Source organism: Dechloromonas aromatica RCB (assembly GCF_000012425.1).
In genome coordinates, this window is sequence record NC_007298.1 from 2,226,872 (window position 1) to 2,249,584 (window position 22,713).

Annotated in this window: 26 protein-coding genes and 1 pseudogene; 8 read left to right on the forward strand and 19 right to left on the reverse strand. The window is 59.5% G+C overall.

The features are described from left to right. Positions 1-69 precede the first annotated feature (69 nt). From gnd to pgl, 3 genes are read left to right on the forward strand one after another with little or no spacing between them, the layout of a single operon-like run. A complete protein-coding gene (gene gnd, locus DARO_RS10675) occupies positions 70-1,509 on the forward strand; it encodes a decarboxylating NADP(+)-dependent phosphogluconate dehydrogenase (protein ID WP_011287815.1) in 1,440 nt (479 codons plus the stop codon). Continuing rightward, the gene (zwf, locus tag DARO_RS10680; RefSeq protein ID WP_011287816.1) at positions 1,506-2,969 is read left to right on the forward strand and encodes a glucose-6-phosphate dehydrogenase; all 1,464 of its coding nucleotides are present in this window, start codon (positions 1,506-1,508) and stop codon (positions 2,967-2,969) included. Before gnd ends, zwf begins: the two co-directional genes overlap by 4 nt. After that, positions 2,969-3,667, forward strand: coding sequence for a 6-phosphogluconolactonase (gene pgl / locus DARO_RS10685; RefSeq protein ID WP_011287817.1), 699 nt, complete (start codon positions 2,969-2,971; stop codon positions 3,665-3,667). The genes zwf and pgl overlap by 1 nt, the downstream gene beginning before the upstream one ends. Here the strand turns inward: pgl and DARO_RS10690 are convergent. Further along, entirely contained in the window at positions 3,638-4,987 is a 1,350-nt protein-coding gene (locus DARO_RS10690; RefSeq protein WP_011287818.1) for a cation:proton antiporter, read from the reverse strand. The two genes, pgl and DARO_RS10690, sit on opposite strands and share 30 nt — an antisense overlap. A 194-nt stretch (positions 4,988-5,181) precedes the next feature. On the opposite strand from DARO_RS10690, the gene DARO_RS10695 reads away from it, so the two are divergent. Together DARO_RS10695 and DARO_RS23070 are read left to right on the forward strand one after the other, a co-directional pair. After that, complete coding sequence (locus DARO_RS10695) at positions 5,182-5,760, forward strand: NAD(P)H-dependent oxidoreductase (protein WP_011287819.1); 579 nt, start codon at positions 5,182-5,184, stop codon at positions 5,758-5,760. Positions 5,761-5,785: 25 nt separating this feature from the next. Further along, on the forward strand, positions 5,786-6,805 hold the full coding sequence (locus tag DARO_RS23070) for an SRPBCC family protein (protein WP_011287820.1): 1,020 nt from the start codon (positions 5,786-5,788) through the stop codon (positions 6,803-6,805). Positions 6,806-6,963: 158 nt separating this feature from the next. On the opposite strand, the gene DARO_RS10710 is transcribed toward DARO_RS23070, so the two are convergent. The 4 genes from DARO_RS10710 to DARO_RS22825 all read right to left on the reverse strand — a co-directional run bounded on the left by DARO_RS10710 (position 6,964) and on the right by DARO_RS22825 (position 8,282). Then, positions 6,964-7,371: a cupin domain-containing protein gene (locus DARO_RS10710; protein ID WP_011287821.1), complete on the reverse strand. Its 408-nt coding sequence runs from the start codon at positions 7,369-7,371 to the stop codon at positions 6,964-6,966. A 74-nt stretch (positions 7,372-7,445) separates the two neighbouring features. Further along, complete coding sequence (locus tag DARO_RS10715; protein ID WP_011287822.1) at positions 7,446-7,769, reverse strand: BON domain-containing protein; 324 nt, start codon at positions 7,767-7,769, stop codon at positions 7,446-7,448. A gap of 201 nt (positions 7,770-7,970) precedes the next feature. Further along, the gene (locus DARO_RS22645; RefSeq protein ID WP_497463056.1) at positions 7,971-8,099 is read right to left on the reverse strand and encodes a chemotaxis protein CheB; all 129 of its coding nucleotides are present in this window, start codon (positions 8,097-8,099) and stop codon (positions 7,971-7,973) included. A 27-nt stretch (positions 8,100-8,126) separates the two neighbouring features. After that, positions 8,127-8,282 (reverse strand): hypothetical protein, encoded by a 156-nt coding sequence (locus DARO_RS22825; RefSeq protein ID WP_157037191.1) that lies wholly within the window; start codon positions 8,280-8,282, stop codon positions 8,127-8,129. A gap of 440 nt (positions 8,283-8,722) precedes the next feature. Here DARO_RS22825 and DARO_RS10720 point away from each other — a divergent pair, with 440 nt between their 5' ends. Continuing rightward, positions 8,723-9,076 (forward strand): hypothetical protein, encoded by a 354-nt coding sequence (locus DARO_RS10720; RefSeq protein WP_041224332.1) that lies wholly within the window; start codon positions 8,723-8,725, stop codon positions 9,074-9,076. 64 nt (positions 9,077-9,140) lie between these two features. Then, positions 9,141-9,362 (forward strand): hypothetical protein, encoded by a 222-nt coding sequence (locus DARO_RS10725; protein WP_041224333.1) that lies wholly within the window; start codon positions 9,141-9,143, stop codon positions 9,360-9,362. Positions 9,363-9,409: 47 nt separating this feature from the next. On the opposite strand, the gene mgtA is transcribed toward DARO_RS10725, so the two are convergent. The 14 genes and pseudogenes from mgtA to DARO_RS10795 form a co-directional block, all read right to left on the reverse strand. After that, positions 9,410-11,968: a magnesium-translocating P-type ATPase gene (gene mgtA, locus DARO_RS10730; RefSeq protein WP_011287824.1), complete on the reverse strand. Its 2,559-nt coding sequence runs from the start codon at positions 11,966-11,968 to the stop codon at positions 9,410-9,412. Between the two features lie 31 nt (positions 11,969-11,999). Beyond that, complete coding sequence (locus DARO_RS10735) at positions 12,000-12,902, reverse strand: FHA domain-containing protein (protein WP_157037192.1); 903 nt, start codon at positions 12,900-12,902, stop codon at positions 12,000-12,002. A 5-nt stretch (positions 12,903-12,907) separates the two neighbouring features. Then, complete coding sequence (locus tag DARO_RS23315) at positions 12,908-13,225, reverse strand: DUF1328 domain-containing protein (protein ID WP_497463057.1); 318 nt, start codon at positions 13,223-13,225, stop codon at positions 12,908-12,910. Positions 13,226-13,266: 41 nt separating this feature from the next. Further along, complete coding sequence (gene cls / locus DARO_RS10745; RefSeq protein WP_011287827.1) at positions 13,267-14,694, reverse strand: cardiolipin synthase; 1,428 nt, start codon at positions 14,692-14,694, stop codon at positions 13,267-13,269. 44 nt (positions 14,695-14,738) lie between these two features. After that, a complete protein-coding gene (locus DARO_RS22260; RefSeq protein WP_083761516.1) occupies positions 14,739-15,050 on the reverse strand; it encodes a hypothetical protein in 312 nt (103 codons plus the stop codon). A gap of 132 nt (positions 15,051-15,182) precedes the next feature. Beyond that, positions 15,183-16,916: pseudogene (locus DARO_RS10755) on the reverse strand (ABC transporter ATP-binding protein/permease). Between the two features lie 39 nt (positions 16,917-16,955). Further along, positions 16,956-17,429 (reverse strand): hypothetical protein, encoded by a 474-nt coding sequence (locus tag DARO_RS10760; protein WP_011287829.1) that lies wholly within the window; start codon positions 17,427-17,429, stop codon positions 16,956-16,958. 8 nt (positions 17,430-17,437) lie between these two features. After that, positions 17,438-17,875 (reverse strand): hypothetical protein, encoded by a 438-nt coding sequence (locus DARO_RS10765; RefSeq protein WP_011287830.1) that lies wholly within the window; start codon positions 17,873-17,875, stop codon positions 17,438-17,440. Between the two features lie 28 nt (positions 17,876-17,903). Then, positions 17,904-18,101 carry a hypothetical protein gene (locus DARO_RS10770; RefSeq protein WP_041224335.1) on the reverse strand — a complete coding sequence of 66 codons (198 nt, stop codon included), beginning with the start codon at positions 18,099-18,101 and terminating at the stop codon, positions 17,904-17,906. A 76-nt stretch (positions 18,102-18,177) separates the two neighbouring features. Continuing rightward, a complete protein-coding gene (locus DARO_RS10775; RefSeq protein ID WP_011287832.1) occupies positions 18,178-18,393 on the reverse strand; it encodes a YMGG-like glycine zipper-containing protein in 216 nt (71 codons plus the stop codon). 53 nt (positions 18,394-18,446) lie between these two features. Next, positions 18,447-19,058, reverse strand: coding sequence for a hypothetical protein (locus DARO_RS10780; RefSeq protein WP_011287833.1), 612 nt, complete (start codon positions 19,056-19,058; stop codon positions 18,447-18,449). A 205-nt stretch (positions 19,059-19,263) separates the two neighbouring features. Next, entirely contained in the window at positions 19,264-19,971 is a 708-nt protein-coding gene (locus DARO_RS10785; protein ID WP_011287834.1) for a VIT1/CCC1 transporter family protein, read from the reverse strand. 11 nt (positions 19,972-19,982) lie between these two features. Beyond that, a complete protein-coding gene (locus tag DARO_RS10790) occupies positions 19,983-20,963 on the reverse strand; it encodes a phospholipase A (protein ID WP_198134136.1) in 981 nt (326 codons plus the stop codon). Positions 20,964-21,256: 293 nt separating this feature from the next. Beyond that, positions 21,257-21,892 carry a carbonic anhydrase gene (locus DARO_RS10795; protein WP_011287836.1) on the reverse strand — a complete coding sequence of 212 codons (636 nt, stop codon included), beginning with the start codon at positions 21,890-21,892 and terminating at the stop codon, positions 21,257-21,259. Between the two features lie 399 nt (positions 21,893-22,291). On the opposite strand from DARO_RS10795, the gene DARO_RS10800 reads away from it, so the two are divergent. Continuing rightward, the gene (locus tag DARO_RS10800; RefSeq protein WP_011287837.1) at positions 22,292-22,708 is read left to right on the forward strand and encodes a YidB family protein; all 417 of its coding nucleotides are present in this window, start codon (positions 22,292-22,294) and stop codon (positions 22,706-22,708) included. Positions 22,709-22,713: the final 5 nt, after the last annotated feature.

The following is a 22,713-nucleotide window of genomic DNA, read 5'->3' on the forward strand; positions in this document are numbered from 1 at the left end:
GCAAGGCTTGGGAACAAGCCGCTTTTCCCGTTGTCCAGCGTAGACCAGGCCTCAAAGGCGGAGACAGGCATGAGCACAGCAGATATCGGCGTCATTGGCCTCGGGGTGATGGGCGTCAACCTGGCGCTCAACCTCAGCGACCAGGGTTTCCGCCTCAGCGTTTATAACCGCACGCTGGCCGTGACCACGGAATTCGTCGCCACCCACGGCCTGGACCGGGTGATCGCAGCGGCTGGCAGCCCTGAGGAACTGGTCAGCCATCTGGCCCCGCCGCGCATCATCCTGCTGATGGTCACCGCCGGGCGGGCGGTCGATGCTGTGATCGGGCAACTGCTGCCAAGGCTCGAACCGGGCGATATCCTGATCGATGGCGGCAACTCCAATTACCGGGACAGCCAGCGGCGCTGCCGTGAACTGGCGACCCAGGGCATTCATTTCGTCGGCATGGGCATCTCCGGCGGCGAAGAAGGTGCCCGCCACGGGCCATCGCTGATGCCGGGCGGCGCGGCTGCGGCCTGGCCGACCATACGCGACATGTTCCAGTCGATTGCGGCCCGGGTCGATGACATACCCTGCTGTCAGTGGCTGGGCGACGGCGGGGCCGGCCATTACGTCAAGATGGTGCATAACGGCATCGAATACGGCGACATGCAGCTGATCGCCGAAGTCTGCCACCTGATGCAGCACGCGCTGGGCATGAGCCACGATGAAATGGCCGACACCTTCGCCGAATGGAATGCCGGCCGCCTCGAGTCCTACCTGATCGATATCACCAGTCGCATCCTGCGCCAGCGCGACAAGGACGGCAGCCCGCTGGTCGATAACATTCTCGACCGTGCAGGCCAGAAAGGCACAGGCGTATGGACGGCTCAGGACGCGCTCGACCACGCCGTGCCGCTGACCCTGATCGGCGAAGCGGTGCATGCCCGGATGCTGTCGGCGCGCAAGGCCGAACGGGTGGCGGCGGCTGCCCTGCTCGGCAGCAAACCGGTCGCGGTGGCGAAAACAGCTCGCGCCGATTGTCTCAGCGCCCTGCACGACGCGCTCTATGCCGCCAAGCTGGTTTCCTACGCGCAAGGCTTCATGCTGATGCAGGCGGCCGCCGAAGCCGAGGGCTGGGTTTTGCCCTACGGCGAAATTGCGTTGCTCTGGCGCGCCGGTTGCATCATCCGCAGCCGCTTCCTGGCCGACATCAAGGCCAGCTTTTCCCGTACACCGGTGCCGCCCAGCCTGTTGCAGGATCCCTTCTTCATCGCCGAAATCAAGGCCGCCGAAGCCGGTTGGCGGCAGGCCGTGATGCTCGCCGTCGGCAGCGGCGTCGCGGCGCCCGCTCTCTCCTCTGCCCTCGCCTTCTACGATGGCTATCGTTGCGCCAATGGTTCGGCCAACATCATTCAGGCGCAGCGCGACTTCTTCGGCGCCCATTCCTACCAGCGCACCGACCGCGACGGGTCGGAAAACTTCCACACCCGCTGGCTGGGTGACGGAGTCGAGGAGCAACTGCCATGAGTTGCGCCACCGAGTCGCATGCCTATGTGATCTTCGGGGCGACGGGTAATCTGGCCATGGCCAAGCTCCTGCCCGCCTTGTACCAGCTGCACCGCCTCGGGCAGCTGGCGCCGGATGTCCGCATTCTCGGCTGCGGCCGCACGCCTCATACGCGGGATGGCTGGCGCAGCGAGGTTCGGCAGCGCCTGGAAACAAGCGATCCAGCACTGCTCGACCGCTTTCTCCAGCGCCTCGACTATCTCGCCGGCGACCTTGAAGATGCCGCCTTCTATCAGGCGCTGGACAGCTGGATCGGGGCCAGCGACTGCGGCAACAACGTGATTTTCTACCTCTCGGTCAGTCCCGAGTTCTACGCGCCGATCACCATCAGGCTGGCCCAGGCCGGTTTGCTGGCGGAGCGCGCTGGCTGGCGACGGATGGTGATTGAAAAGCCCTTCGGCCACGACCTGCAATCGGCCCGCGACTTGCAGCACGAACTCAATACGCACCTCAAGGAAGAGCAGATTTACCGGATCGATCATTACGTCGGCAAGGAATCCGTCCAGAACCTGCTGGTCCTGCGTTTCGCCAACATGATCCTCGAACCCCTGTGGAACCGGCATTACATCGACCAGGTACAGATCACCCATGCCGAAACGGTCGGCCTGGATGGGCGGGCCAATTATTACGACCGGCATGGCGGCGCAACGCGCGACATGATCCAGAGCCACCTGTTGCAGGTTCTTGCCTTGCTGGCCATGGAGCCGCCGGTTTCGTTGGAAGCCGAGTCGCTGCGTGATGAAAAGGTCAAGGTGCTGCGCTCGATCCGCCCGCTAGAGTTGCCGCAACTGGCCAGCCATACGGTGCGCGCCCAGTATGCCGGCTATCAGCAGGAAGCAGGAGTCGCCGCCGGCAGCCATACCGAGACTTATGCCGCGCTGAAGCTGTATGTGGACAACTGGCGCTGGCGCGATGTGCCGTTCTATCTGCGTACCGGCAAGCGCCTCAAGGAACGCCGTTCGATGGTTGCCGTGCGTTTCCGCGAACCGCCAATGCAGCTTTTCCAAGGAACAGGTGCCTCCGCCGTTCATCCGAACTGGCTGCTGATCGGTATTCAGCCGGACGATGTGGTGCAGATGGAAATATCGGCCAAGGTGCCCGGCCAGGAAACGCGCACCCGTCAGATATCGATGGATGCCTCGGTTGGCAATCCCGGCGAACGCAAGGCGGATGCTTACGAAGACTTGCTGATGGACGTCATTCAAGGCGATCGATCCCTCTTCCTGCGTTATGACGAGGTGAAGGCGGCATGGAATGTGGTCGATCCTGTCATGCGCGGCTGGGCTGACGATGAACGCCCGCCATTGCAGTATCCGGTCGGCAGTTGGGGGCCGAAAGCAGCCGACCAGATATTTGGCCAGGCGGATCGGGCATGGCGGCAGACTTTGAGCTGCAATGGCAAATCCGAAGGGGAAACCTGATGCTGCCGGTCAACACCAAAATATTGGCAAACCCTGAGGAAGTGGCGGCTCAGGCCTGCCGCATCATCATTGCCGAAGCCGAGGCTGCGATCCGCGAGCGGCAAGTATTTCGCATCGTCCTGGCCGGAGGCAACACACCGCGACGGACCTATGAAATGCTCGCCGGGATGGTTCAGGACTGGCGAGCCTGGGAGATATTCTGGACTGACGAACGCTGCCTGCCTGCTGACGACCCCGGACGAAACTCACGCCTGGCAAATGAGGTCTGGCTTTCCCGCGTGGCGATGCCGGCCGGGCAGATCCACCCGATGCCGGCCGAACATGGCGCAACACGTGCGGCGGAAGAATACTCAGCCACCATTCGAGACAAACAGCCTTTCGATCTCGTGCTGCTTGGCATGGGAGAAGATGGGCACACCGCCAGTCTGTTTTCGCTGAACGGCCACCACGTCGCACCGGTGATCGCGGTACACAGCGCACCCAAGCCCCCCAGCGAGCGGGTCAGCCTGAACTTTCAGACACTGCGGGCCTGCCGCAAGCAATTGGTCCTGGTTACCGGTGCTGAAAAGTCCCCCGCTTTGTTCGCCTGGCAGCAAGACGCCAAGCTACCGATTGCGCATGCCGTGCGCAACGATGCCTGCCTGCTGGCCGATGCCGAAGCGGGGCGATCAGCGAATGTCGTGGCGACGGTTCTCTGATAGCGAACGCCTGCTCCTGCCGGCCTGCCGCCTGCCATAGAGCGCCATCAAAGGGGTCACCGAAACCCCGTGCAGGATGATGGAAGCAGCCACCGCCAGCAGGGTGATATTGATCGCCTGATCGGCCAGCGAACCTGAGAGGCCATGATTCAGGGCGAACATCAGGTAATAGACAGAGCCAATACCGCGGATGCCGAACCAGGCAATCAGGAAACGCTGATCACCGGACACTGAGGCGCCAAGCAATCCCAGCCAGACCGACACCGGGCGCAGGACGAAAAACAGGAGGGCAAGGAAGGCAATTGCCCATGCATCGATCCGGACATAGGCCAGCATGGCGCCAACGGCAAGGACAATCACCAGTTCGGCGATCCGCTCGAGTTGTTCGTTGAAGCCACGTACCGCCTGCATCATGTAGGCGCTGGCGAGATTGGGATGGGTGGCGACAGCCAGGTGCGCATCCTTGCCTTGCAAACCGGCCGGCCCTTCGTCTGGCGCCTTCTGGTGGCGCGAGCGTTCCTTGACTCGCTGCAAGGCAAGCCCGGCGGCGAAGACCGCGAGAAATCCCGAAGCCTGAAGCAATTGCGCCACACCGAAAGCCAGGGCAACCAGCCCAAGTGCCAGAAATTCATCCAGCCCGACCGCTTCCTGATGGCGCGTTCTCAGATAGACCACCAGTTTGCCGATCAATGCCCCCAGCAGGCTCCCGATGAGCAAGCCACCGGCCAAGGCCCAGAGGACATCGATCGCGATCCATCGCCAGCCCCAGCTGCCAAGTTCGTGCATGCCCAGCAGTCCCAGGCCCAGCATCACGAAGGGGAAAGCGGCGCCGTCGTTGAAACCGCCCTCGCCGGTCAGGCTGAAGCGCAGACGATCACGGTCACTAGGTTCATCGACCTGGACATCCGCAGCGAGGACCGGGTCAGTCGGGGCCAGAATCCCGCCGAGCAGGATCGCAGCCCCCAGCGGCATACCCAGCAGGAAGATGCCGGCCAACGTAATGAGGCCGATGGTCAGCGCCATCGAGACAAAAGCCAGACGCAAGGGCAAGCGCCAGTGTCGGCTGGAAAACGGCAGTCCCAGTTTCAGGCCGACCGAAAACAGTGAAATCAGCAAGGCCACTTCGGCGACCCGCTCGAGAATGACCGATACCTGCCGTGGATCAGGCGCCATCAGCCCCCATCCGGCACTGCCCAGCCCGTAGCCGACCGCCAGATAAAACATCGAAGCACTGACCGGCAATCGCTTCATCAGCGTACCGGCCAAAGCCATGGTGATCAGCAAGGCGCCGACGATCAGCGCCCAGACGGAAAAAGACATTACAACCGGCTCCTTTTGAACTGGAAATCACACCAAGCGCTCAAATATCAGGAGCCTGCAATCAGTATCTCTTTCCATCTGCAGGTTCTCCGTTCGGCAGCGCATATAGGACAGGGGATTGCCTATGTGCGCTATCGCACAGAGCGCGCATTCGCTGGCAGGCATGCTGGCAAACTGACAAATGGAGGAATGAAATGGCTACGCTGAATATTCTCGGAATCGTGGGCAGTCTGCGCAAGAATTCGTACAACGGTTTTGCCCTGAAAGCAGCGCAGGAATTACTCCCTGAAGGCGTCACGCTGGATATTGCCGATCTTCAGGGGATTCCGGTTTTCAATCAGGACGAGGAAATGGCACCACCCGCCGCCGTGCTCGAATTCAAGCAGAAGATCATTGCCGCCGATGCAATCCTGTTCGCCACCCCGGAATACAACTACTCGCTGCCCGGTGGCTTGAAAAACGCCATCGACTGGGCCTCAAGACCCTACGGCCAAAGTGCCTGGCAAGGCAAGACAGCCGCCATCATGGGCGTCTCGATCGGTAATTTCGGCACTGCCCGCGCCCAGTACGATCTGCGGAAAATTCTCGTGGCGCTCGATATGCCCGTTGTCGTTCAACCCGAGGTCATGATCGGCAATGCCGCCGAACGATTTGACCAGGATGGCCGCCTGACCGATGAACGGAGCCGGAAACTGATCCAGAAATTGTTGATCACACTGGTACAACTGGAAAAATCGGCTCGCCGGGCAAAGGGCGAACCGGTCTGGAACTAACAACACCAGAAGCCGTGGAGACGTTGTGGCCGAATACCACCTGCTGACGATCTGGCACATCAAAGCGCCGCTGACGCAGGTTTACGACGCCATTCACGACTCCATGCACTGGCCGGACTGGTGGCAAGGGGCGGAAAAAGTGGAAACCATTGTCGATGGTGACGACGATGGCATCGACAGCATCCGGCGCTATGTCTGGCGCGGAAAACTTCCCTACCCGGTCGTCTTCGAGATACGTGCCACCAGCATCAGAAATCTGGAAGCCATCGAGGGCATGGCCGAAGGTGACTTGCAAGGCATTGGCCGCTGGCGCTTTGCTTGCGACGGGGAAGTCAGTGTCGTGCGTTTTGAATGGCATGTTCACAGCACCAAATGGTGGATGAATCTGCTCGCTCCATTTGCCCGGTCCATTTTCATCAGAAATCATGTGCGACTAATGGCTCAAGGCGGCAAGGGACTGGCTGCCCACCTCCAGTCGCCCCTTGTTGGCCAGAAAAGCGTTGATCTGATGGCAAAGGATGAACCGCCAAGGTCTGATCGCTTCCCCTGGCATCGGGGTCGCCGAATCAATCCGGTCACGGTTCTTCTTTCTGGCATTTTCGCGGGAACGATAGCCACAATCGCTCAGCTTGCCCTGTGGTGGCTGACCGACATCCCCATGCTCGCAACGCTGCTACGCGATGCACGCCTGGCCGCTGCCATCGTCATGGGAGCGGACGTTTTGCCACCGCCAGCAACCGCACAGTGGGATATTTTGATGGTCGCCAGCTTGCTCCACTTTGGGCTGTCTGCGATCTACGCCATTATTCCTGCCCTGCTCGCCAGCCGCCTTGGCGCGCGCCAGGCAATGGCCATCGGGGGGTTGTACGGCCTGGCCATTTACGCCGTCAATCTTCATGGCTTTACGGCCGTCTTCCCATGGTTCACCGTGAGCCGCGACTGGGTAACCATGGCCGCCCATGCCGTCTTCGGGATTGCACTGGCCGGCTGGTGGTTCCTTTTCCGCCCAAAGTCCCCCGTAGCAGGAATCAGTCTCCACCAATAGAAATCAGCCTTGCTGCCCGCCCGGTCGGGAAAAGGCAGCAAGGAAATACGCAGGACTGGATCAGGCATCACGTCAAACTGTGCTTGTGGTGGCCCATAAAGATCAGCAAGGCGTACCCTAGCCTGAACTCACTACATGGCTATTGATCGCCACGTCATTCATTTGATACTCCGTTGTTCAGTCGTTTTGCCGTTGAAATGCTCGGCATCACCCTCGGCATCTGAACGGCTTTTGTGGATGACCCCATCGCGATGGTTGGGCGGGGCATAGAGCGTATAAAGTTTGAGCGGCACCGTGCCGGTATTGATGATGTTGTGATTCACCCCGGCCGGGACGAGCACTGCGAAGCCGGCTTGAATCGGCGTTCGGGCCCCGTTCAGAACTGCCTCGCCAGTGCCTTCCTCAACGCGGAAGAACTGATCCACCTTGTGAATTTCCGCGCCGATGTCCTCCTGCGGTTTCAGCGACATCAGGACCAGTTGGGAATTCTTTGCCGTGTACAACACCTGGCGAAAGTCGTCATTTTCAAGGGCGAGTTTTTGAATATCCTGAACAAAACCGTTCATTACAACTCCTATTTCGCACGTCCCGGGACCGCATCGCAGCCCGAAACGTGCGCTTGATCACGGAAAAAAATGGGTTACTTGTCCGCCACGACCTTGATCTGATTGTCGACTGAGGTGACGCCTTTGACCGCTTTGGCAATCGATACAGCCTTGTCTACCGCAGTCTTGCTGGCGGCCGTGCCGCCGAGGGTCACAACGCCCTTGTGATCCGTATCGACGCTGATATTGACGAGGCTGGACATTTTCTCGGCAGCCAGTTCTGCCTTGATCTTGGTGGTGATGACTGAGTCCTTGACCATCGTGGTTGCCGATGATTTGTCTGAATCCGCCGTATAACCGGCCATTGGAAGCATCAGTGCGGCACTGATGAAACAGCTTGCAGCGAGTTTGATATACATGGTGTCTACCCTTTACGGTGATGGATGGTTCCGCCACGACGATTTTGCGCAGGCACTGCCCGGTTGCTGCTGCAACACTGGCTTGCCAACGCATTAGCGCTGGTTAGCGCTATGCCGTGATGCTCATAATCCGTCGACCAGGCCCTGGGTTCGCTTGCACACACAAGGCAAAAATAATTGGCCGGCATTAAATGCTTTCGTTCAAATCCGGCATTGGACAATGCGTACGATGGCCACACCCATGTCGGCCGGCAGATTACGCAATAGCCTGATGTAGGCCTCAAGGCCACCGGCCGAACCGCCAACGCAAACAATCGGAAAGTCGTTCACGGAAGCCCCGGGGCAGACCAAGATCGCTTATCGGGCGCCCTTGTGATCCTTCGGGCCGCTATTCTTGTGCCGGCCTGCGATTTCCCGCTGTTCGGCCTTCTGTTTCTGCTTGATCACTTCATCCGAATAGGACGGTGGTGTTTGCCCGGTTTTATGGAGCGGCTCTTTGGGTTTCTGGTTCATGGGGTTCTCCTGATTCGTCATACGCCGGTGCCATCACCGACATGAATCCAGAATAGGGCAAACTCATTGCGCATACTGTGCGCCAAGCCACACAGGGGCCGCGGAGTGAGTCGCTTCAATCGATGAATACGATGATCAGGGCCAGGGCAACGAACAACATCAGGGCCGGAAGTATGTGGTCCACAACAAGGCTGCTGGCCGCGACAAGGTCAATTGAATGAAGCATGCGGGATTCCCCCCACTAAGGAGAGGGGATGAAACCCCGTTTGCCGCATGGCAGTCAGTGTGCTGGCAAACATTCCGAACATCGTGCGTGAGCTGCACCGGCTGAAGGCCACAGCAATTCCGGGCTGTGCGTGCCAGCGAACAGACCTCCCCTCTCCCCGGGAGCAGTCTGGGCCATGCAGCTTTTCGGCCGCATACGACTCAAGAGGAAAATCATGAAAAAATCACTCAGCACGCTATTGATCATCGCCGCCTTCGGTTTGGGCGCCTGCACCGGACCGATGGGCCCGCAAGGCGAGCGCGGTAGCACCGGCAATACCGGTAACACGGGCAATACAGGCAGTACCGGTAACACCGGCGCCAAGGGATCGACCGGCAATCAGGGTAATACCGGCTACACCGGTGCCCAGGGTGAAACCGGAACGCAAGGTTCGACCGGTGCCGTTGGTGATACCGGGGCAACAGGAACCCAGGGCAGCACTGGCGCAACCGGCGCCAAGGGCAAGACAGGCTCGACCGGCGGCACCACCAGTGGCAGCACGGTGATCGTCGTCCCGCCGACACGCTGATCCCTTTGGGCCTGACGCGGGGAGTCAGCAACTTTCCCTGTGTCAGCCCATCAAACAAATTCAAATGGCCATCATCAGAATTTCACAGGAGGCCGCCATGACAACGCTATCGACCGCTGATCACACCCTGGTCAGCAATGCCCGGCGCTGCCCTTTGTGCCACGGCTCGATGAACCGCATTCCAAGACGTTTCATCGATCTGGTGCTCAGTCTATTCACACCGGTTCAGCGCTATCGCTGCCGCTCACTGAAATGCGACTGGGTAGGCAACTTGCCCGTAAAGTAATCGCTGCGCCAACAACAATCATTTTCGGCCGGATGATCCATCATCCGTCACGGTAGGGCCGGGCTTTTGGCCGAATGCCAGCGATAAAACCCCCGCTTGGCCACTTCGACAATCACCAGATAAGCCAGTGCCATGCCGGCCAGGATGAAGTAGAACTTGGCCGGTGGCGGCACGAATCCGAAGTAGGTACCCAGCGGCGTGAACGGCAGTACGGCGCCGAGCAGCGCGACCCCCAGCGAAGTGGCGACCAATACCGGATGCGGGCGACTCTGGAAGGGATTACCCCGGGTACGGATGACGAAGATCACCAGCACCTGGGTGCACAGCGACTCGACGAACCAGCCGGTCTGAAACAGCTTCTCATCGGCCTGCAGGACGCTGAGCATGAGGTAGAAAGTCAGGAAATCGAAGGCTGAACTGATCGGGCCGATGGTCAGCATGAAATTGCGAATGAATTTCATGTCCATGACCCTCGGCCGGCGCAGTTCCTCGGGATCGACCTTGTCGAGCGGAACCGGTACCTCGGAGATATCGTAAAGCACATTGTTGAGCAGGATCTGGGTCGGCATCATCGGCAGGAAAGGCAGGAACAAAGCCGCACCGGCCATGCTGAACATGTTCCCGAAATTGGAGCTGGTGCCCATCATGATGTACTTCATGATGTTGCCGAATGTTCTGCGCCCTTCCAGCACGCCGTCGTGCAGCACATGCAGGTCATGATCGAGCAGGATCATGTCAGCCGCCTCCTTGGCCACGTCGACGGCCGAATCCACTGACAGGCCGACATCGGCCGCGTGCAGCGACGGTGCGTCGTTGATGCCATCGCCGAGGTAGCCAACAACATGGCCGCGTGCCTTGAGGGCCAGGATGACCCGCTCCTTCTGGGCTGGATTCACCCGACAGAACAGGTTGGCCATTTCGACATGGATGCGCAGGGCGGCGTCATCCATTACCGCCATTTCCTTGCCGGTCAGGATGCCGATGACCGGAATGTTCAACTGGCCGCAAACATGCTGGGTCACCAGTTCGCTGTCACCTGTGACGATCTTGACGCTGATGCCACTCTCCTTGAGGGCAGCCAGCGCGCTACCGGCACTCTCCTTCGGCGGGTCGAGGAAGGCGGCAAAGCCGGCGAAGACCAGTTCCGCTTCGTCTCCGATCACGGCATGGGGGTGGTCGGCGGCAACATCCCGCCAGGCGATGCCCAGTACACGAAAGCCCTCTTTTTCCAGATCGACATGCACCGCGTGTATCTTTTCCCGGGCCGCCTTGTCGAGCGGGATTCGGGCGACATTGCCCTGCTCCTCATAGGTCGAGCACAGGCCAATGATTTCTTCCGAGGCACCTTTGACGACCAGCAGGCGCCCCTGCCCCTTGTCGAGCAGGACCGAGACGCGCCGCCGTTCGAAATCGAAGGGCACTTCATCGATCTTTTTCCAGGCGCTGACATCAATGTCCTGATGCGCCAGGATGGCTTCGTCAAGCGGACTCTTCAATCCGGTTTCGAAGAAGCTGTTGAGGTAGGCCAGTTCCAGCACCCGATCGCTTGGCTTGCCTTGCGGATCGGTGTGCTGTTCCAGGCGGATCTTGGCTTCAGTCAGCGTGCCGGTCTTGTCGGTGCAGAAGACATCCATCGATCCCAGATTCTGAATCGCCGTCAGGCGTTTGACGATGACCTTCTTTTTCGCCATCAGCAAGGCGCCGCGGGCCAGGGTGACGGACACCACCATGGGCAGCAGTTCGGGCGTCAGGCCGACGGCAAGCGCCACGGCGAACAGGAAAGAATCCAGCCAGGGCTTGTGCATGAAGGCATTGACCAGCAGCACGAAGAGCACGAGCAGGATGGTCAGGCGCATGATCAGCATGCCGAAACGGTGCGTGCCGATCTCGAAAGACGTGGGTGGCGGCTTCCGGGTCAAGGTGTCGGCAATGGCGCCAATGGCAGTACCGGCGCCGGTATTGACGACCTGAACCTTGGCACTGCCGCTGATCACCGTGGTCCCCATGAACACCGCATTGGCGGCGTCCTGAATATCGGTGGCCGTGGCCGTCAGTTCGCCCGGGCGCTTTTCCACCGGATAGGGCTCGCCGGTCAGCAGGGCCTGCTTGACGAAAAAGTCATTCGATTCCAGCACCAAACCATCGGCCGGAATCATGTCGCCGGCCGAGAGCACGACAATATCCCCTGGCACCACCTCGGCGACCGCCACGTCGAGCCGCTGGCCGTCGCGAATGACGCTTGCCCGCAATGACACCGACTGGCGCAGGCTGGCTGCCGCCTTGCCGGCCCGGTGTTCCTGAACGAAATCGAGCGTGACGCTGAACGTCACCATCACGAAGATGATGAAAAAATTGGTCATCTCGCCGGTCATGGCCGAAATCGCACTGGCGACGAGCAGCAGCAGGACCAACGGATTCTTGAAGCGGGCCAGGAACTGTAGCCACAGAGGCTGTTCCTGATGATCACTGAACAGGTTGGGGCCGAATTTACTCAGGCGAAGCTTGGCTTCGCCACTCGACAAGCCGGTGGTCGCCGGAGCGGTTGCCCTTGCCGGATCAGGAAGCGGCTGAAGCCACCAGGGCCGGATATTCGAATCTGTTGCCATTCTAGAAGCCACCCTCTTTGATCAAGATCGGCTAATCGGTCAGTCCCAGCGTCTGGAATCGTAGCACCTCAGCCCCCATCCTCGAAGCTGGCGAGCCGCAACTGATTTGGCCCCGGCCAAAGAGGAGCAATTCCTTCCGATGAACAAACACCTCGGCCTGTTTATCAAAGGTCACAAAGCTGCCATTCGTGCTCTGATCGATAAAGACAAAACGGTCGAGACGGCGTTCAATCCTGCCGTGTTGGCGCGAGCAGCGGGCCGCACGGACAACGATATCGCTGTCCGGCAGGCGACCGATCCGGGTAATCGGCTGGTTCTCGTCAAGCACCATCTCGGCCCCCCGGAAGCGCAGGCTGAGTCGCCCAGCGCCATCGCCGGCATCGGCCAGGGCAAGGCTCAATGCCATTTGTTCTGGTTCCTGCGTCGGCACCTGAAACACGCCCAGGCGCCGCTGGCCACAATTCAGCACGACATCCGGCACACGGTCGCCAGCCAGTTCCAGCCAGGGAAAAAGCCTGGCCCGTCGGGGCACGCTGAGCAGGATCCGGCCGGGCTGGGCGGCGGCAGAAAGATTGGCCGCCGGGTTGTTTCCTTCGGCTGGAAAATACCGCCCTTCCCTCGCCTGATGTCCGGCGCACAGACCGACCCCCACGGCCAGGGGAAATCCGGAATGCGGGGGCAAATCGGATACCCGCTGCTGTATCTCGATGGCGGACTTGAAGGCAATGGCGCCATCGTTAAAAAAAGCCATCAGCTTGCTGCCCTGATAATCCACCAGGCGGCCACCGTGATTCTCAACAGCGCGCCGAATGCGTTTGGCACAGCGTTCAATCACGTAGCGCGCTTCCGGGTCGCCGAGACTCTGCACCCGCTTCGTTCCGTCGGCCACATTGACGCAAAGCACCGCCAATCGCATTTCATTCGTGACGTTCAAGAGATTCACTTGCGCCGCGTAAAACCCATGACGAGGGAGACCAGGGCCAAAAGCACGAAGATGAAAAACATGATCTTGGCGATTTCGACAGCCCCCGCTGCGATACCGGTAAAGCCGAATAGCGCTGCGATCAGCGCGATGATGAAAAACACAATGGCGTAGCGCAACATGATGAACCCTTCCTTTTTAGCCCAGACAAAAGCCGTCAAGGCACCGGCGACGCGGCAATCAGTTCGCATCGTGACCTGACGTCGGTTTCTGGTCTGTACGCCAGGACACAGATAGAGGCCGCAGAAGCGAGACGAATATAGATTTTGCATCATCGCTCTCGATCCCCGCTGAACCGTGCGAACGCAAATTCGACTTAGAGCAGTCTCTGCAGCAGGCTGGCGCCCCACTCCTGGAGGCGCAACAACAGGGATCGGTTCGCCCAGTCTTCCGCACTGATCGCCTTCGATGCCGCAAGGTCGCGGGCAATCATGGCCTTCATCTGCAAGCCGAAATCGCGACCGAGGATCACGGCATTGACCTCGTCATTATCGAGAAAGCTGCGCCAGTCCAGATTGGTCGAACCGACACATGACCAGACGCCATCGATCAGCGCCGTCTTGGAATGAAGCAGCGCCCCGCCCCTCTCGTGAATCTTGACGCCCACCTTCAGCAGCGCTGAATAGTGCGAGCGGCCGGCATGAAAGACAATTTTCGAATCGGTCTGACTGGGCAAGATCAGATTGACATCGACACCGCGCCCGGCCGCATCGCTGAGGGCCTTGAGCAACCGGGGATCGGGAACGAAATAGGCATTGGTCAGGTGAATCTCTCTTTCGGCGTTCCCTATGGCCGAGATCAGCGTCAGGTAAATCAGGCTGTAGGGGTCGTCCGGCGTACTGCCGATGGCACGGACGATATCCTTGCCCTGCGCCTTGAGTTCCGGAAAGTAATTTCGGCCAGCCAGCGGCTTTCCCTGCTGTTTGGACCAGGTGTCCATGAACAATTTCTGCAACTCGCCAGCGACTGGCCCTTCGATCTGCAAATCGGTATCGCGCCAGTCAATCGCGCTACCCAGCGCCTTCTTGGCGCGCCGTGAGCCAGGGCTCGATGAATAGACATTGCTGATATTGATGCCGCCAATGAAGGCGATCCGGCCATCGACGACCAGCAGCTTCCGGTGATCCCGATTGTTGAACAGCCACTGCCCCTTGGCGATGAGCGGGTTGATCGGGTTGAACTCGACGACGTTGATGCCGCCTTGCCGCAGGCGGTCGAAATACGCCGCTGGGGTATTCATGCCGCCGAAGCTGTCATAGATCACATTGACCTGCACGCCCTGCTGCTGTTGAGCCAGCAACAAGTCAGCAAACTGGCGCCCGATTTCATCGTCCTCGATGATGTAGGACTCCAGGTTGATATGGTCACGGGCGGCACGGATGGCGGCAAACATGGCGGCGTAGGTGGCCTCGCCGTCCTGAAGCAGGATGACCTTGTTGCCGACGATCAGCGGACTGCCCACGATGGCTTGCTCGAGCGCGATTTGCTTGTCGAGAATATCGATGTCGCCAGCGCTGCTTTTCAGACTGGCGACGATGGCGGCGCTTTTCTCGGGCGAAATCGTCCCGCGCGCACTCTCGAAACGGGCCGTTTGCGCGGAATGACGGGCGATGATGGCATCGGTATCGGGCAGCATCGCACAACCGGCGGCAACGAACAGCAGAAACGCTGACGTCAGCGCCAGTCTCAAGTGCGAACAGGCCTTCACCATGCGGTCGATATCCGGGCTGGGCAGCAAAACCACGATTGCCTTCTCACCGCCTGTCCCAGACTCGATCTAGCGAAGGCTCAACGGGCCGGCGCAGGGGTTGGCGGGATGACGATAACCGTGTCGCTGCTGGTTTTTCCTGGCTCGCCGGTTGCCCCGGTCGAGCCGGTGGCGCCAGTGCCACCACTGGAGCCGGTGGCGCCGGTGTCACCCGTTGATCCAGTCGCACCCGTCTGCCCGGTCGTGCCACTCGAACCAGTGGCCCCTGTCGGGCCAGCCGGACCAGGCACAGGCACGGTGACCACAGTCGGTGTCACGACGGTCGGTTTTTTGTCACAGGCACTTAACGCCAAGGCAGCCAAAACTGCCGCAAAGATGATCGAATATTTCATGGAAATTCCTCCTGGCTATTGAATGAGAGCCCATCCGCTTGGCAGCCATGCAAGCACCGGGAGTTACCACGTCAAAGTACCCCGACGTCCTTGTCCGCTCCGTTCGCTGGCGCACAAAGAGCCCCGAAAAGATCACTCGAAACAATAATCGGCCGCCGCAGTCAATTTCCAGGCCCCATCGCCGCTCAGTTCCAGTACCTGCGGGTGGAATTTCAGGATCGATGGCCGATGCCCGACGCTGACCAGAGTCGTCTTCGTTGCCGCGAGCAGTCGATACAGACTCTCCTCATTGGCGATATCGAGGGCGCTGGTCGCCTCATCGAGGATGGCATAGCGCGGCTCGATCAGCAGGACGCGGGCGAAAGCGACGCGTTGCTGCTCGCCAACCGACAGTACCTTGCCCCAGTCCAGTTCAGCATCCAGACCATCGAAATTCGTGGCAATGTCGGGCAGATTGACCTGTTTCAGCACATTCAGCAGCTCGGCATCGGTCAGGCCTTTCTCGACATTCGGCTAAAGCAGCTGGTTGCGCAGGCTCCCTTGAACCATGTAAGGCCGCTGCGGCAGGAAGAGCATTTCCCGGCTATCCGGCCCGATGATCCGTCCGCTGCCCGAGTGCCACAACCCGGCGATGGCGCGCAATAGTGAACTCTTGCCGCAACCGCTGGGGCCGACGATCAGCAAGCCATGTCCGGGGCTGATTGTCAGCGACAGGTTCTTGAGCAAGGTCCGCTCGTGATTCGGTGTGCGCAGCGTCAGCTTTTCGATGGCCAGATCCTGGCCAGGAACAAACTTGATAACGCGATCTTTGGCAGATGATGCGCTGCCACTGTCGACGAGAAACTTGCGGAAGGTGTCGAGACGCCGAATCCCGGCCGCAAACTTGCTCAGGTTGTCGAAGTTGTCGACGATCACCGTCAGCGCGCTCAGGATGGCGGCGACAGCCCCCGCCGCCTGAACAGCCCGGCCGACTTCAAGCTCACCGGAGATCACGCGCTCGGCAATGATGGCGCTGGGCAGCACGACCGTCAGGAAACTGTAGCCAAACTGGAACAGGTTCAGATTCAACTGCACCCGGATCAGCTTGCTGAGATTCTTGAAGATTTCGTTGAAATACCCGCCAACCAGTGATGATTCGCGTGCTTCGCCGCGATAGAAGGCGATAGCCTCAGCATTCTCGCGGATGCGCACCAGACTGAAGCGAAAATTGGCTTCGCGCTTGAGCTGATAGAAGTTCAGCCCGATCAGGATCTTGCCAAAAACCAGCAGCGTCACCGCCGTACCCGCGGCGGCATAGATGACCAGGAAGGCAACCAGCTCTTTCGAAATGGACCAGAGCACGCCGGAAAAGGCCACCAGCTGAAGCAGCGCCCCGAACAGCACCATCAGGAACTGCAGTGAGCGCTGGGTAAAGGTATTGATATCCTCGGCAATCCGCTGATCCGGATTGTCGATATCGGCACTGGCGTTCAGTTCGTAATAGGCGCGATGGCTGAAATAATCACCGAGAAAATCCCGCGTCAGCCAGCGCCGCCAGTGCAAGGCGAGTCGGTCCCGGACGTAGTAAAAACCAAAGACCGGCACGCCGATGACCAGGATAAGCAGGCTTTTCTGAATGGAAAGCCAGAAACGGTCGATATCCTTCGCCGCCAGCGCCGAGGTAAATTCGCCGGTCTGCTCGTTGAAAAAGACCGCAAAGCCAGTCTGCCCGAGCAGCAACAGAATGAGCAGTAAAAGCAGTCGCCTGGCCTGCCACTTCTCCTCGCGAAACCAGTAGGGTGCGGCGATTTTGCGAAAACGCAGCCAGAGGTGGCGATCAAAGCTGATCATTTGCTGGCAGGACGATTTCGCCCTTTCCCGGCCCATGCCAAATTTGACGAAAGGCCGGCTGAGGCATTTAGCGCTTTATTCGCTCTTGGCGACAAAGCGCACCTTTGTTGCCGGCCCTGAAGCTGACACCTGAATGCGCCGGGTTTGCGACGCTCCGTTGATTTCAACGGCAATCTGATAGCTGCCGGCAGGCAGTTTCAGGTAAAGCAGCGGCCCCTCGGTCGCGCCGGAAACCTTCATTTGCCCGTTGCGGCGGCTGACCGTAAAGGGAACCCCGGCCAGATAGTTGCCAAGCACCCCGGTCATCATCACATGAACGTTATAGGCCGCCGCCACCTTGTGCATTTCCGTCATGGCTTCGTCACCAACGCCACCGCTGATCCAGGAAACCTCAGCTTGCGTGCTGCTGGCGACATTGCTTTTTGCGGCATCGTCGACATCAACGGCTAGCGCTGGCAAACATTGCAAGGCCAGCACCATGGCAATGACCCCAAGGCGACCATGGCGCGTTTGCGCCTTGCCGACAGAGACTGCTGCGAGATTAGTCATGGCTGGCCTCACCGACGCTGACCACGGTCATCACCACCCCGTTGGTGGTCATCCCGGTTGTACCCGCGATGATCATCGCGGCGTCCATCATGACGTCCGTCATCACGGTAACGGTTTTGCTCCCGGTAACGCGGGACGTACTGGTTGTTGTACCAGCCATCGCGAACAAAATAGACCCGCTCGTCACAGGCGTTGTAGGCGGAACAATGCCGGCGCCAGTTCCTGGCATGCCCAGGCGGCACACGCATATAGACCGGCGGACGCCCCTCTGGAACGCGCTCGATCATCCGTGGCTGCTGATAGAGCAGTTGCGGTTGCGGATAATCACCGATATCGAGACGGCCATAAAAGCCGGGCTGACCAACACTGACCGATACACCGACATCGGCAGCCCGTGTCGGCGCCGATGCGGCAGCCAGTAACACTGCAAGCAGGAATAATTTCATGCTGAAACTCCTTTGTCCGTTGCCCAGCCTATTTCTTGTCGCCCTGAGCGGCATCCTGAATCTTGTTGCCGGCTTTCTCGATCTGCTGACCCGCTTTTTCTGCGGCCTGATCGACTTTCTTGCCCGCCTGTTCGACCGGCCCTTCCTTCTTCTGGCAAGCGCTTAGTGCGACGAGCAGAGCGGCCATCATCACGGCTGCGCTGAGTGTTTTTCCTGGTTTGATCATTTGCTTCTCCTTAAGCCGGCAATAAACGGATGGCCCGACCATGCCGGCCGGGCGCATCGCGTTTGGTCACCGGCCCTTACTTGGCCACTTCGTGACCGATGACGCCGCCAACGACAGCGCCACCGACGGTTCCGGCAGCACTGCCACCGGTCAGCACCGCGCCGCCGATTGCCCCGGCGCCAGCGCCGATGGCGGTGCTCTGCCCTTGCGACGACATGCCGGAACAGGCGCCGAGACCGAGCAAGACGGTCACGACAACAGCGTTGAACGAGACTTTCTGCATGGTTTTCATGGGATTTACTCCTGATGAAACATCGTGTCTGACGCCTGAATTAGCGTCAGTAATTACTTGTTGAAACGCGCCTTGGCCTGGCTCAGGCAGGAGTCCTTGGCGGTACCCGAGTAGGTGTCGCACTTTTCCTTGGCGACCGAGTAGTTGGCATCGCTCTTGTCTTCTGCCGCATCCTTGCGGGCATCAGTGCCCTTCTTGCTGGCATCGCTACGCGCATCAGCCGTCTTTTCATCGGCCTTCGTATTGGCTTCCGACGTCTTCATTTGCGCCTTGGCATCGGCCTTGGCAGTCGTTTCGGCCGCCTTGGCTTCCTTGACGCAGACATCCTTGGCATTGCCGGCCAGGTCGTCACATTTTTCGATGGCGACATCATGATCGGCCTCGGCCTTGGCAACGCGCGCCTCGTAGCGATGCTTCTGGGTCGGCTCGTAAGATGCCTTGAGTTCGGCTTCAGCAACCTTCTCCTTGCCCTTGGCTTCGGCCGAGCAGATATCCTTGGCATTGCCCGAAAGCGAGCCGCAGGATGCTTTGGCGGTCTTGTACTCGGCACCAATCTTGTCCTTGGCGGCCTTGTACTCGGTTTTTGACATACCTTCAGCCATGGCGCCGGTGCTGAAAGCCAGAGCAATTGCGAGTGCGGCTACGTTGATGTTGAACTTGTTCATGTTGTTCCTTGATGGAAGTGATTCGTTTCGCCGCGGCAGGTGCTGCCGCTTTCTTCACCGGAATCGCGCAGCGTGACTGCGGCGGCGATTCCCGCAGCAATGGCTGCAATGGGATCGGATGAACCCAGCTTATGGGCTCAGTGCCAAGCCATCTGTCCCTTGGCGCACATAAGGAAAAAACGCTTCGCGATGAGCGCCAGAAGACTTAAGCACTAACCCCGAACAAGGCGCCAATTCCTGCAGTCGTGGCCATCGCCAGCGCGCCCCAAAGGGTCACCCGTAGGGTTGCCATGAGCACCGGAGCACCGCCGACGGCGGCGGATAGTGCCCCTAGAACAGCAAGAAACAGCAATGCACTTCCCGCCACCGCCAAGGCCAGCCAATGACCCGGTGCCAGCAATACCACCAACAACGGCAATGCGGCCCCCAGCGAAAATGCCAGCGCCGAACTCAGTGCCGCCTGGAGCGGCCGGGCGGTCGAGGTATCGGTAATCCCAAGCTCGTCGCGGGCATGCGCGCCCAGCGCATCGTGTGCCGTCAGTTGCGTGGCCACCACGGCAGCAAGCGCTGGATCAAGACCACGCTTGACGTAAATCGCTGCCATCTCCGCATGTTCATGCGCAGGATCAGTCGCCAATTCCTCTTTTTCACGTGTCAAATCGGCGCGTTCGGTATCCGACTGGGAACTGACCGAGACATATTCACCGGCAGCCATCGATGAGGCACCGGCTACCAGTCCCGCAACACCGGAAATCAGGATCGCCTTGGCATCCACGCCGGCCGCTGCAACACCCAGGATCAGACTGGCCGTGGACACAATGCCGTCGTTGGCACCAAGCACCGCCGCCCGTAGCCAGCCGATCCGCGTTGTCCGGTGCTTTTCAGGATGTCGGCTTGATAATCGGGTACGCATTGAAGAGCGAGTCAGAACTGAAACAGCGTCAACCCCAGCCCCAGGCTGGTCTGCCGCTGGTTGTAGTCTAGCAGGGTCTCCCCATAGCCATGGAACAACTGGGCATACCAGCGCAGTCCGGTCGGTTGATTGGCGAATACCGGGTAGGTCCAGTCAAGTTGCAGCGAGCCGCGACTGGCCGACTTCATATTGGTTCGCCAGGTCAGGCCGAGCGTCGAAGTACCTGGCAACCAGGCCATGTTGACCTCACCCCGCCCGATGTAATCTGCGAGATCCGGGTTGTCATCCTTGCCCTGCAAGCTAATCCGTTGATTGCCACGAATCTGAAGAGTGAAGTCGCCGTGCTCGAAGCCGGCGCCCATGGTGACCCGGTTCCAGCTACGGGAAAGCGGATCGCTTTGTCCGTTCGACTGGTGGGCAAAACCCAGCTGAAGCATGCGCAGGTTCCAGCCCAGTGGCAGCTTCCCGAATTTCTCGGGTACCGGCACGACATAGATCATTTCCGGCTGGTAATCGGTGCTGCGGAATGGTGAGGAATCACCGGCATCCCACAATTGCCAAAGCGAGCGCTGGGTGTAGGCAGCCCACAGGTCGGCGCCCGGCAAAAGAAGGTCTTCGACGACCTTGGCCCGCAATGAAATTTGCAGCTTGGCTTCGATACTGCGGTAGCCGCTATTGGCCGCACCGGCCTGCTGGGTCGGACTATGCGGCGTACGGTTGATGTTCGAGGTGTAGTGAAGCGGAAGCAGGAAGTTGGGCAGATAGGTTCGAACGACAAAGGTGTTGCGCTTGTCGGTCGGCCCCAGTTCCCAGGTTTTCGACATGACTGACGATTCACGCTGGCTGTTGCTCGTCGCCACCTGCGCATCGACCTGGGCATCGCTGACCGTCTCGCTCCCTGCTTTCAATCGCTTGTAGGCATTGTCATAGCAGGCCAGCCGCAAGCGATCATCCGCTTCGGCAGCGCACCCGGCCAGGGGCTCCGCTGACATGACCAAACGTGGCAAAAAGGCCAGCGCAAGCACAACCATCTTCTTATTCATACATCCCCGATGCCACACCTGCCCTTTCGGCAGTTGGCGCCAAGGCTACGCCTTCCGGATCGGCGGCTCTGTGTGCTGGCGCACAGAGCCACCCGCGCGTTTCGATTACATGAAAAACATAAGCGAATTACGGTTCACCGCGCATCCTTATCCTGCAAACAGGCAGCCGCGGCGTACGGTGATGAAGAGATTCCGTTTTCGCCACCGCTTCATGCCGGAACTAGCCACCTCGGTGGTTGGCGCTAGGTGGCAACCACCTGGTGATTGGCGGATAGCGGCACGAAGCTCGCACTTGCACCGTCGAGGGCATCGATCACCCCATTCTCGATGTCGTACACCCAGCCGTGCAGGTTCAGGCGGCGCTGTGCGAGGGCCAGCGCAACCGACGGATGCGTGCGGATATTGGCGAGCTGGGCGATCACGTTCTGGCGAACCAGCGCATCAGCTTTCTCCTGCTGGGTCGCGTACGTCTCCGAGGCGACGATGGCCTTGGCGGAATCCGCGTGGCGCAACCAGTGGGCGACCGCCGGCAGATGATCGAGGCATTGACAGCTGGAAATTGCCGCCATCGCCCCACAATTCGAATGACCGCAAATCACGATATCGCTGACCTGAAGGACAGATACCGCATACTCGACGGTTGCCGAAACACCGCCCGGCTCTGGCCCGTAGGACGGCACGATGTTGCCCGCGTTACGAATGACGAACAGATCGCCGGGTTCCTGCTGTGTAAACAATTCCGGCACCACCCGACTATCCGAACAGGTCACAAACAGCACCTTGGGGTTCTGCTGCTGCGCCAATTGCTTGAACAGCTGCGTTCTTTCCGGAAAGACGTCCTTCTGAAACTTCAAGAAACCTTCAATGACCTTTTGCACGACTTAACTCCGGGAGGGTATCTGATGTGGAAATGCCCGCAATAGAGCCGGAGCGGGCAGAAAAGTTCCAAGGGCGATTCTGAGCAATGACCTGGAAATACTACTGTCCTTGTCTTTCTGAGATCAAGCCTTGCCGAAACCAGTAAATATCACCCCGAAAAAGGGGGAAAAAGTGACTTTTTTCTAATTTCACAGCAACGGCAGAAAACCGATCGCGAACGGTCGGATAGCCGGATTGAACGGTATCCGGCCAGGCAAAAAGAGCTGGATAACGAGTCAATATTCAATCAAATCAATGACTCGCAGCTGGACACCCAAAATCTATCCCTGTAATTTCGCAACAGCAACGGATGCCGCAGAGCATCCAGCACCCCAACCCCAATATTTCTGGAGACGCCGATGTGCTGCGAATTTGAGGAAATGGCCATCCAGCTTGCGCGCAACGCACAACGCGCCGGCGGCGCCAATAGCCGGCTGGTGAACAGTCTGATGAAACTGATCGAACATCATGATGGCGGCTTGCTGACGCTGGCCGAGCGCTTCCGCCAAGGCGGGCTGGAGCGCCAACTGCGTTCCTGGATCGGAACTGGCGACAATCTTGAAATGCCGATTTGCGCCGTCCGCGAGGCACTCGGCGAGAAGGCCTACCATCGCCTGGCCCGCCGCCTTGATCTCGAAGCCGACGAAGCCAGTGCCATCCTCGCGGAAGCGCTACCCCACGCCATCAATCGGCTGACGCCGAACGGCCGGATCGAGGAGCCCCGGCCGCGCTTCAGCGGTTTCGGCTTCTTCAGCCGCTTGCTTGGCGCCCACTGAAGCGG

Bases quoted from the DNA above. Each gene is read 5' to 3' on its own strand.
- gnd (WP_011287815.1), top strand. From the start codon at position 70: ATGAGCACAGCAGATATCGGCGTCATTGGCCTCGGGGTGATGGGCGTC.
- zwf (WP_011287816.1), top strand. From the start codon at position 1,506: ATGAGTTGCGCCACCGAGTCGCATGCCTATGTGATCTTCGGGGCGACG.
- pgl (WP_011287817.1), top strand. From the start codon at position 2,969: ATGCTGCCGGTCAACACCAAAATATTGGCAAACCCTGAGGAAGTGGCG.
- DARO_RS10690 (WP_011287818.1), bottom strand. From the start codon at position 4,987: ATGTCTTTTTCCGTCTGGGCGCTGATCGTCGGCGCCTTGCTGATCACC.
- DARO_RS10695 (WP_011287819.1), top strand. From the start codon at position 5,182: ATGGCTACGCTGAATATTCTCGGAATCGTGGGCAGTCTGCGCAAGAAT.
- DARO_RS10710 (WP_011287821.1), bottom strand. From the start codon at position 7,371: ATGAACGGTTTTGTTCAGGATATTCAAAAACTCGCCCTTGAAAATGAC.
- DARO_RS10715 (WP_011287822.1), bottom strand. From the start codon at position 7,769: ATGTATATCAAACTCGCTGCAAGCTGTTTCATCAGTGCCGCACTGATG.
- DARO_RS22825 (WP_157037191.1), bottom strand. From the start codon at position 8,282: ATGAACCAGAAACCCAAAGAGCCGCTCCATAAAACCGGGCAAACACCA.
- DARO_RS10720 (WP_041224332.1), top strand. From the start codon at position 8,723: ATGAAAAAATCACTCAGCACGCTATTGATCATCGCCGCCTTCGGTTTG.
- DARO_RS10725 (WP_041224333.1), top strand. From the start codon at position 9,141: ATGGCCATCATCAGAATTTCACAGGAGGCCGCCATGACAACGCTATCG.
- mgtA (WP_011287824.1), bottom strand. From the start codon at position 11,968: ATGGCAACAGATTCGAATATCCGGCCCTGGTGGCTTCAGCCGCTTCCT.
- DARO_RS23315 (WP_497463057.1), bottom strand. From the start codon at position 13,225: ATGATGCAAAATCTATATTCGTCTCGCTTCTGCGGCCTCTATCTGTGT.
- DARO_RS22260 (WP_083761516.1), bottom strand. From the start codon at position 15,050: ATGAAATATTCGATCATCTTTGCGGCAGTTTTGGCTGCCTTGGCGTTA.
- DARO_RS10760 (WP_011287829.1), bottom strand. From the start codon at position 17,429: ATGACTAATCTCGCAGCAGTCTCTGTCGGCAAGGCGCAAACGCGCCAT.
- DARO_RS10765 (WP_011287830.1), bottom strand. From the start codon at position 17,875: ATGAAATTATTCCTGCTTGCAGTGTTACTGGCTGCCGCATCGGCGCCG.
- DARO_RS10770 (WP_041224335.1), bottom strand. From the start codon at position 18,101: ATGATCAAACCAGGAAAAACACTCAGCGCAGCCGTGATGATGGCCGCT.
- DARO_RS10775 (WP_011287832.1), bottom strand. From the start codon at position 18,393: ATGAAAACCATGCAGAAAGTCTCGTTCAACGCTGTTGTCGTGACCGTC.
- DARO_RS10780 (WP_011287833.1), bottom strand. From the start codon at position 19,058: ATGAACAAGTTCAACATCAACGTAGCCGCACTCGCAATTGCTCTGGCT.
- DARO_RS10785 (WP_011287834.1), bottom strand. From the start codon at position 19,971: ATGCGTACCCGATTATCAAGCCGACATCCTGAAAAGCACCGGACAACG.
- DARO_RS10790 (WP_198134136.1), bottom strand. From the start codon at position 20,963: ATGTCAGCGGAGCCCCTGGCCGGGTGCGCTGCCGAAGCGGATGATCGC.
- DARO_RS10800 (WP_011287837.1), top strand. From the start codon at position 22,292: ATGTGCTGCGAATTTGAGGAAATGGCCATCCAGCTTGCGCGCAACGCA.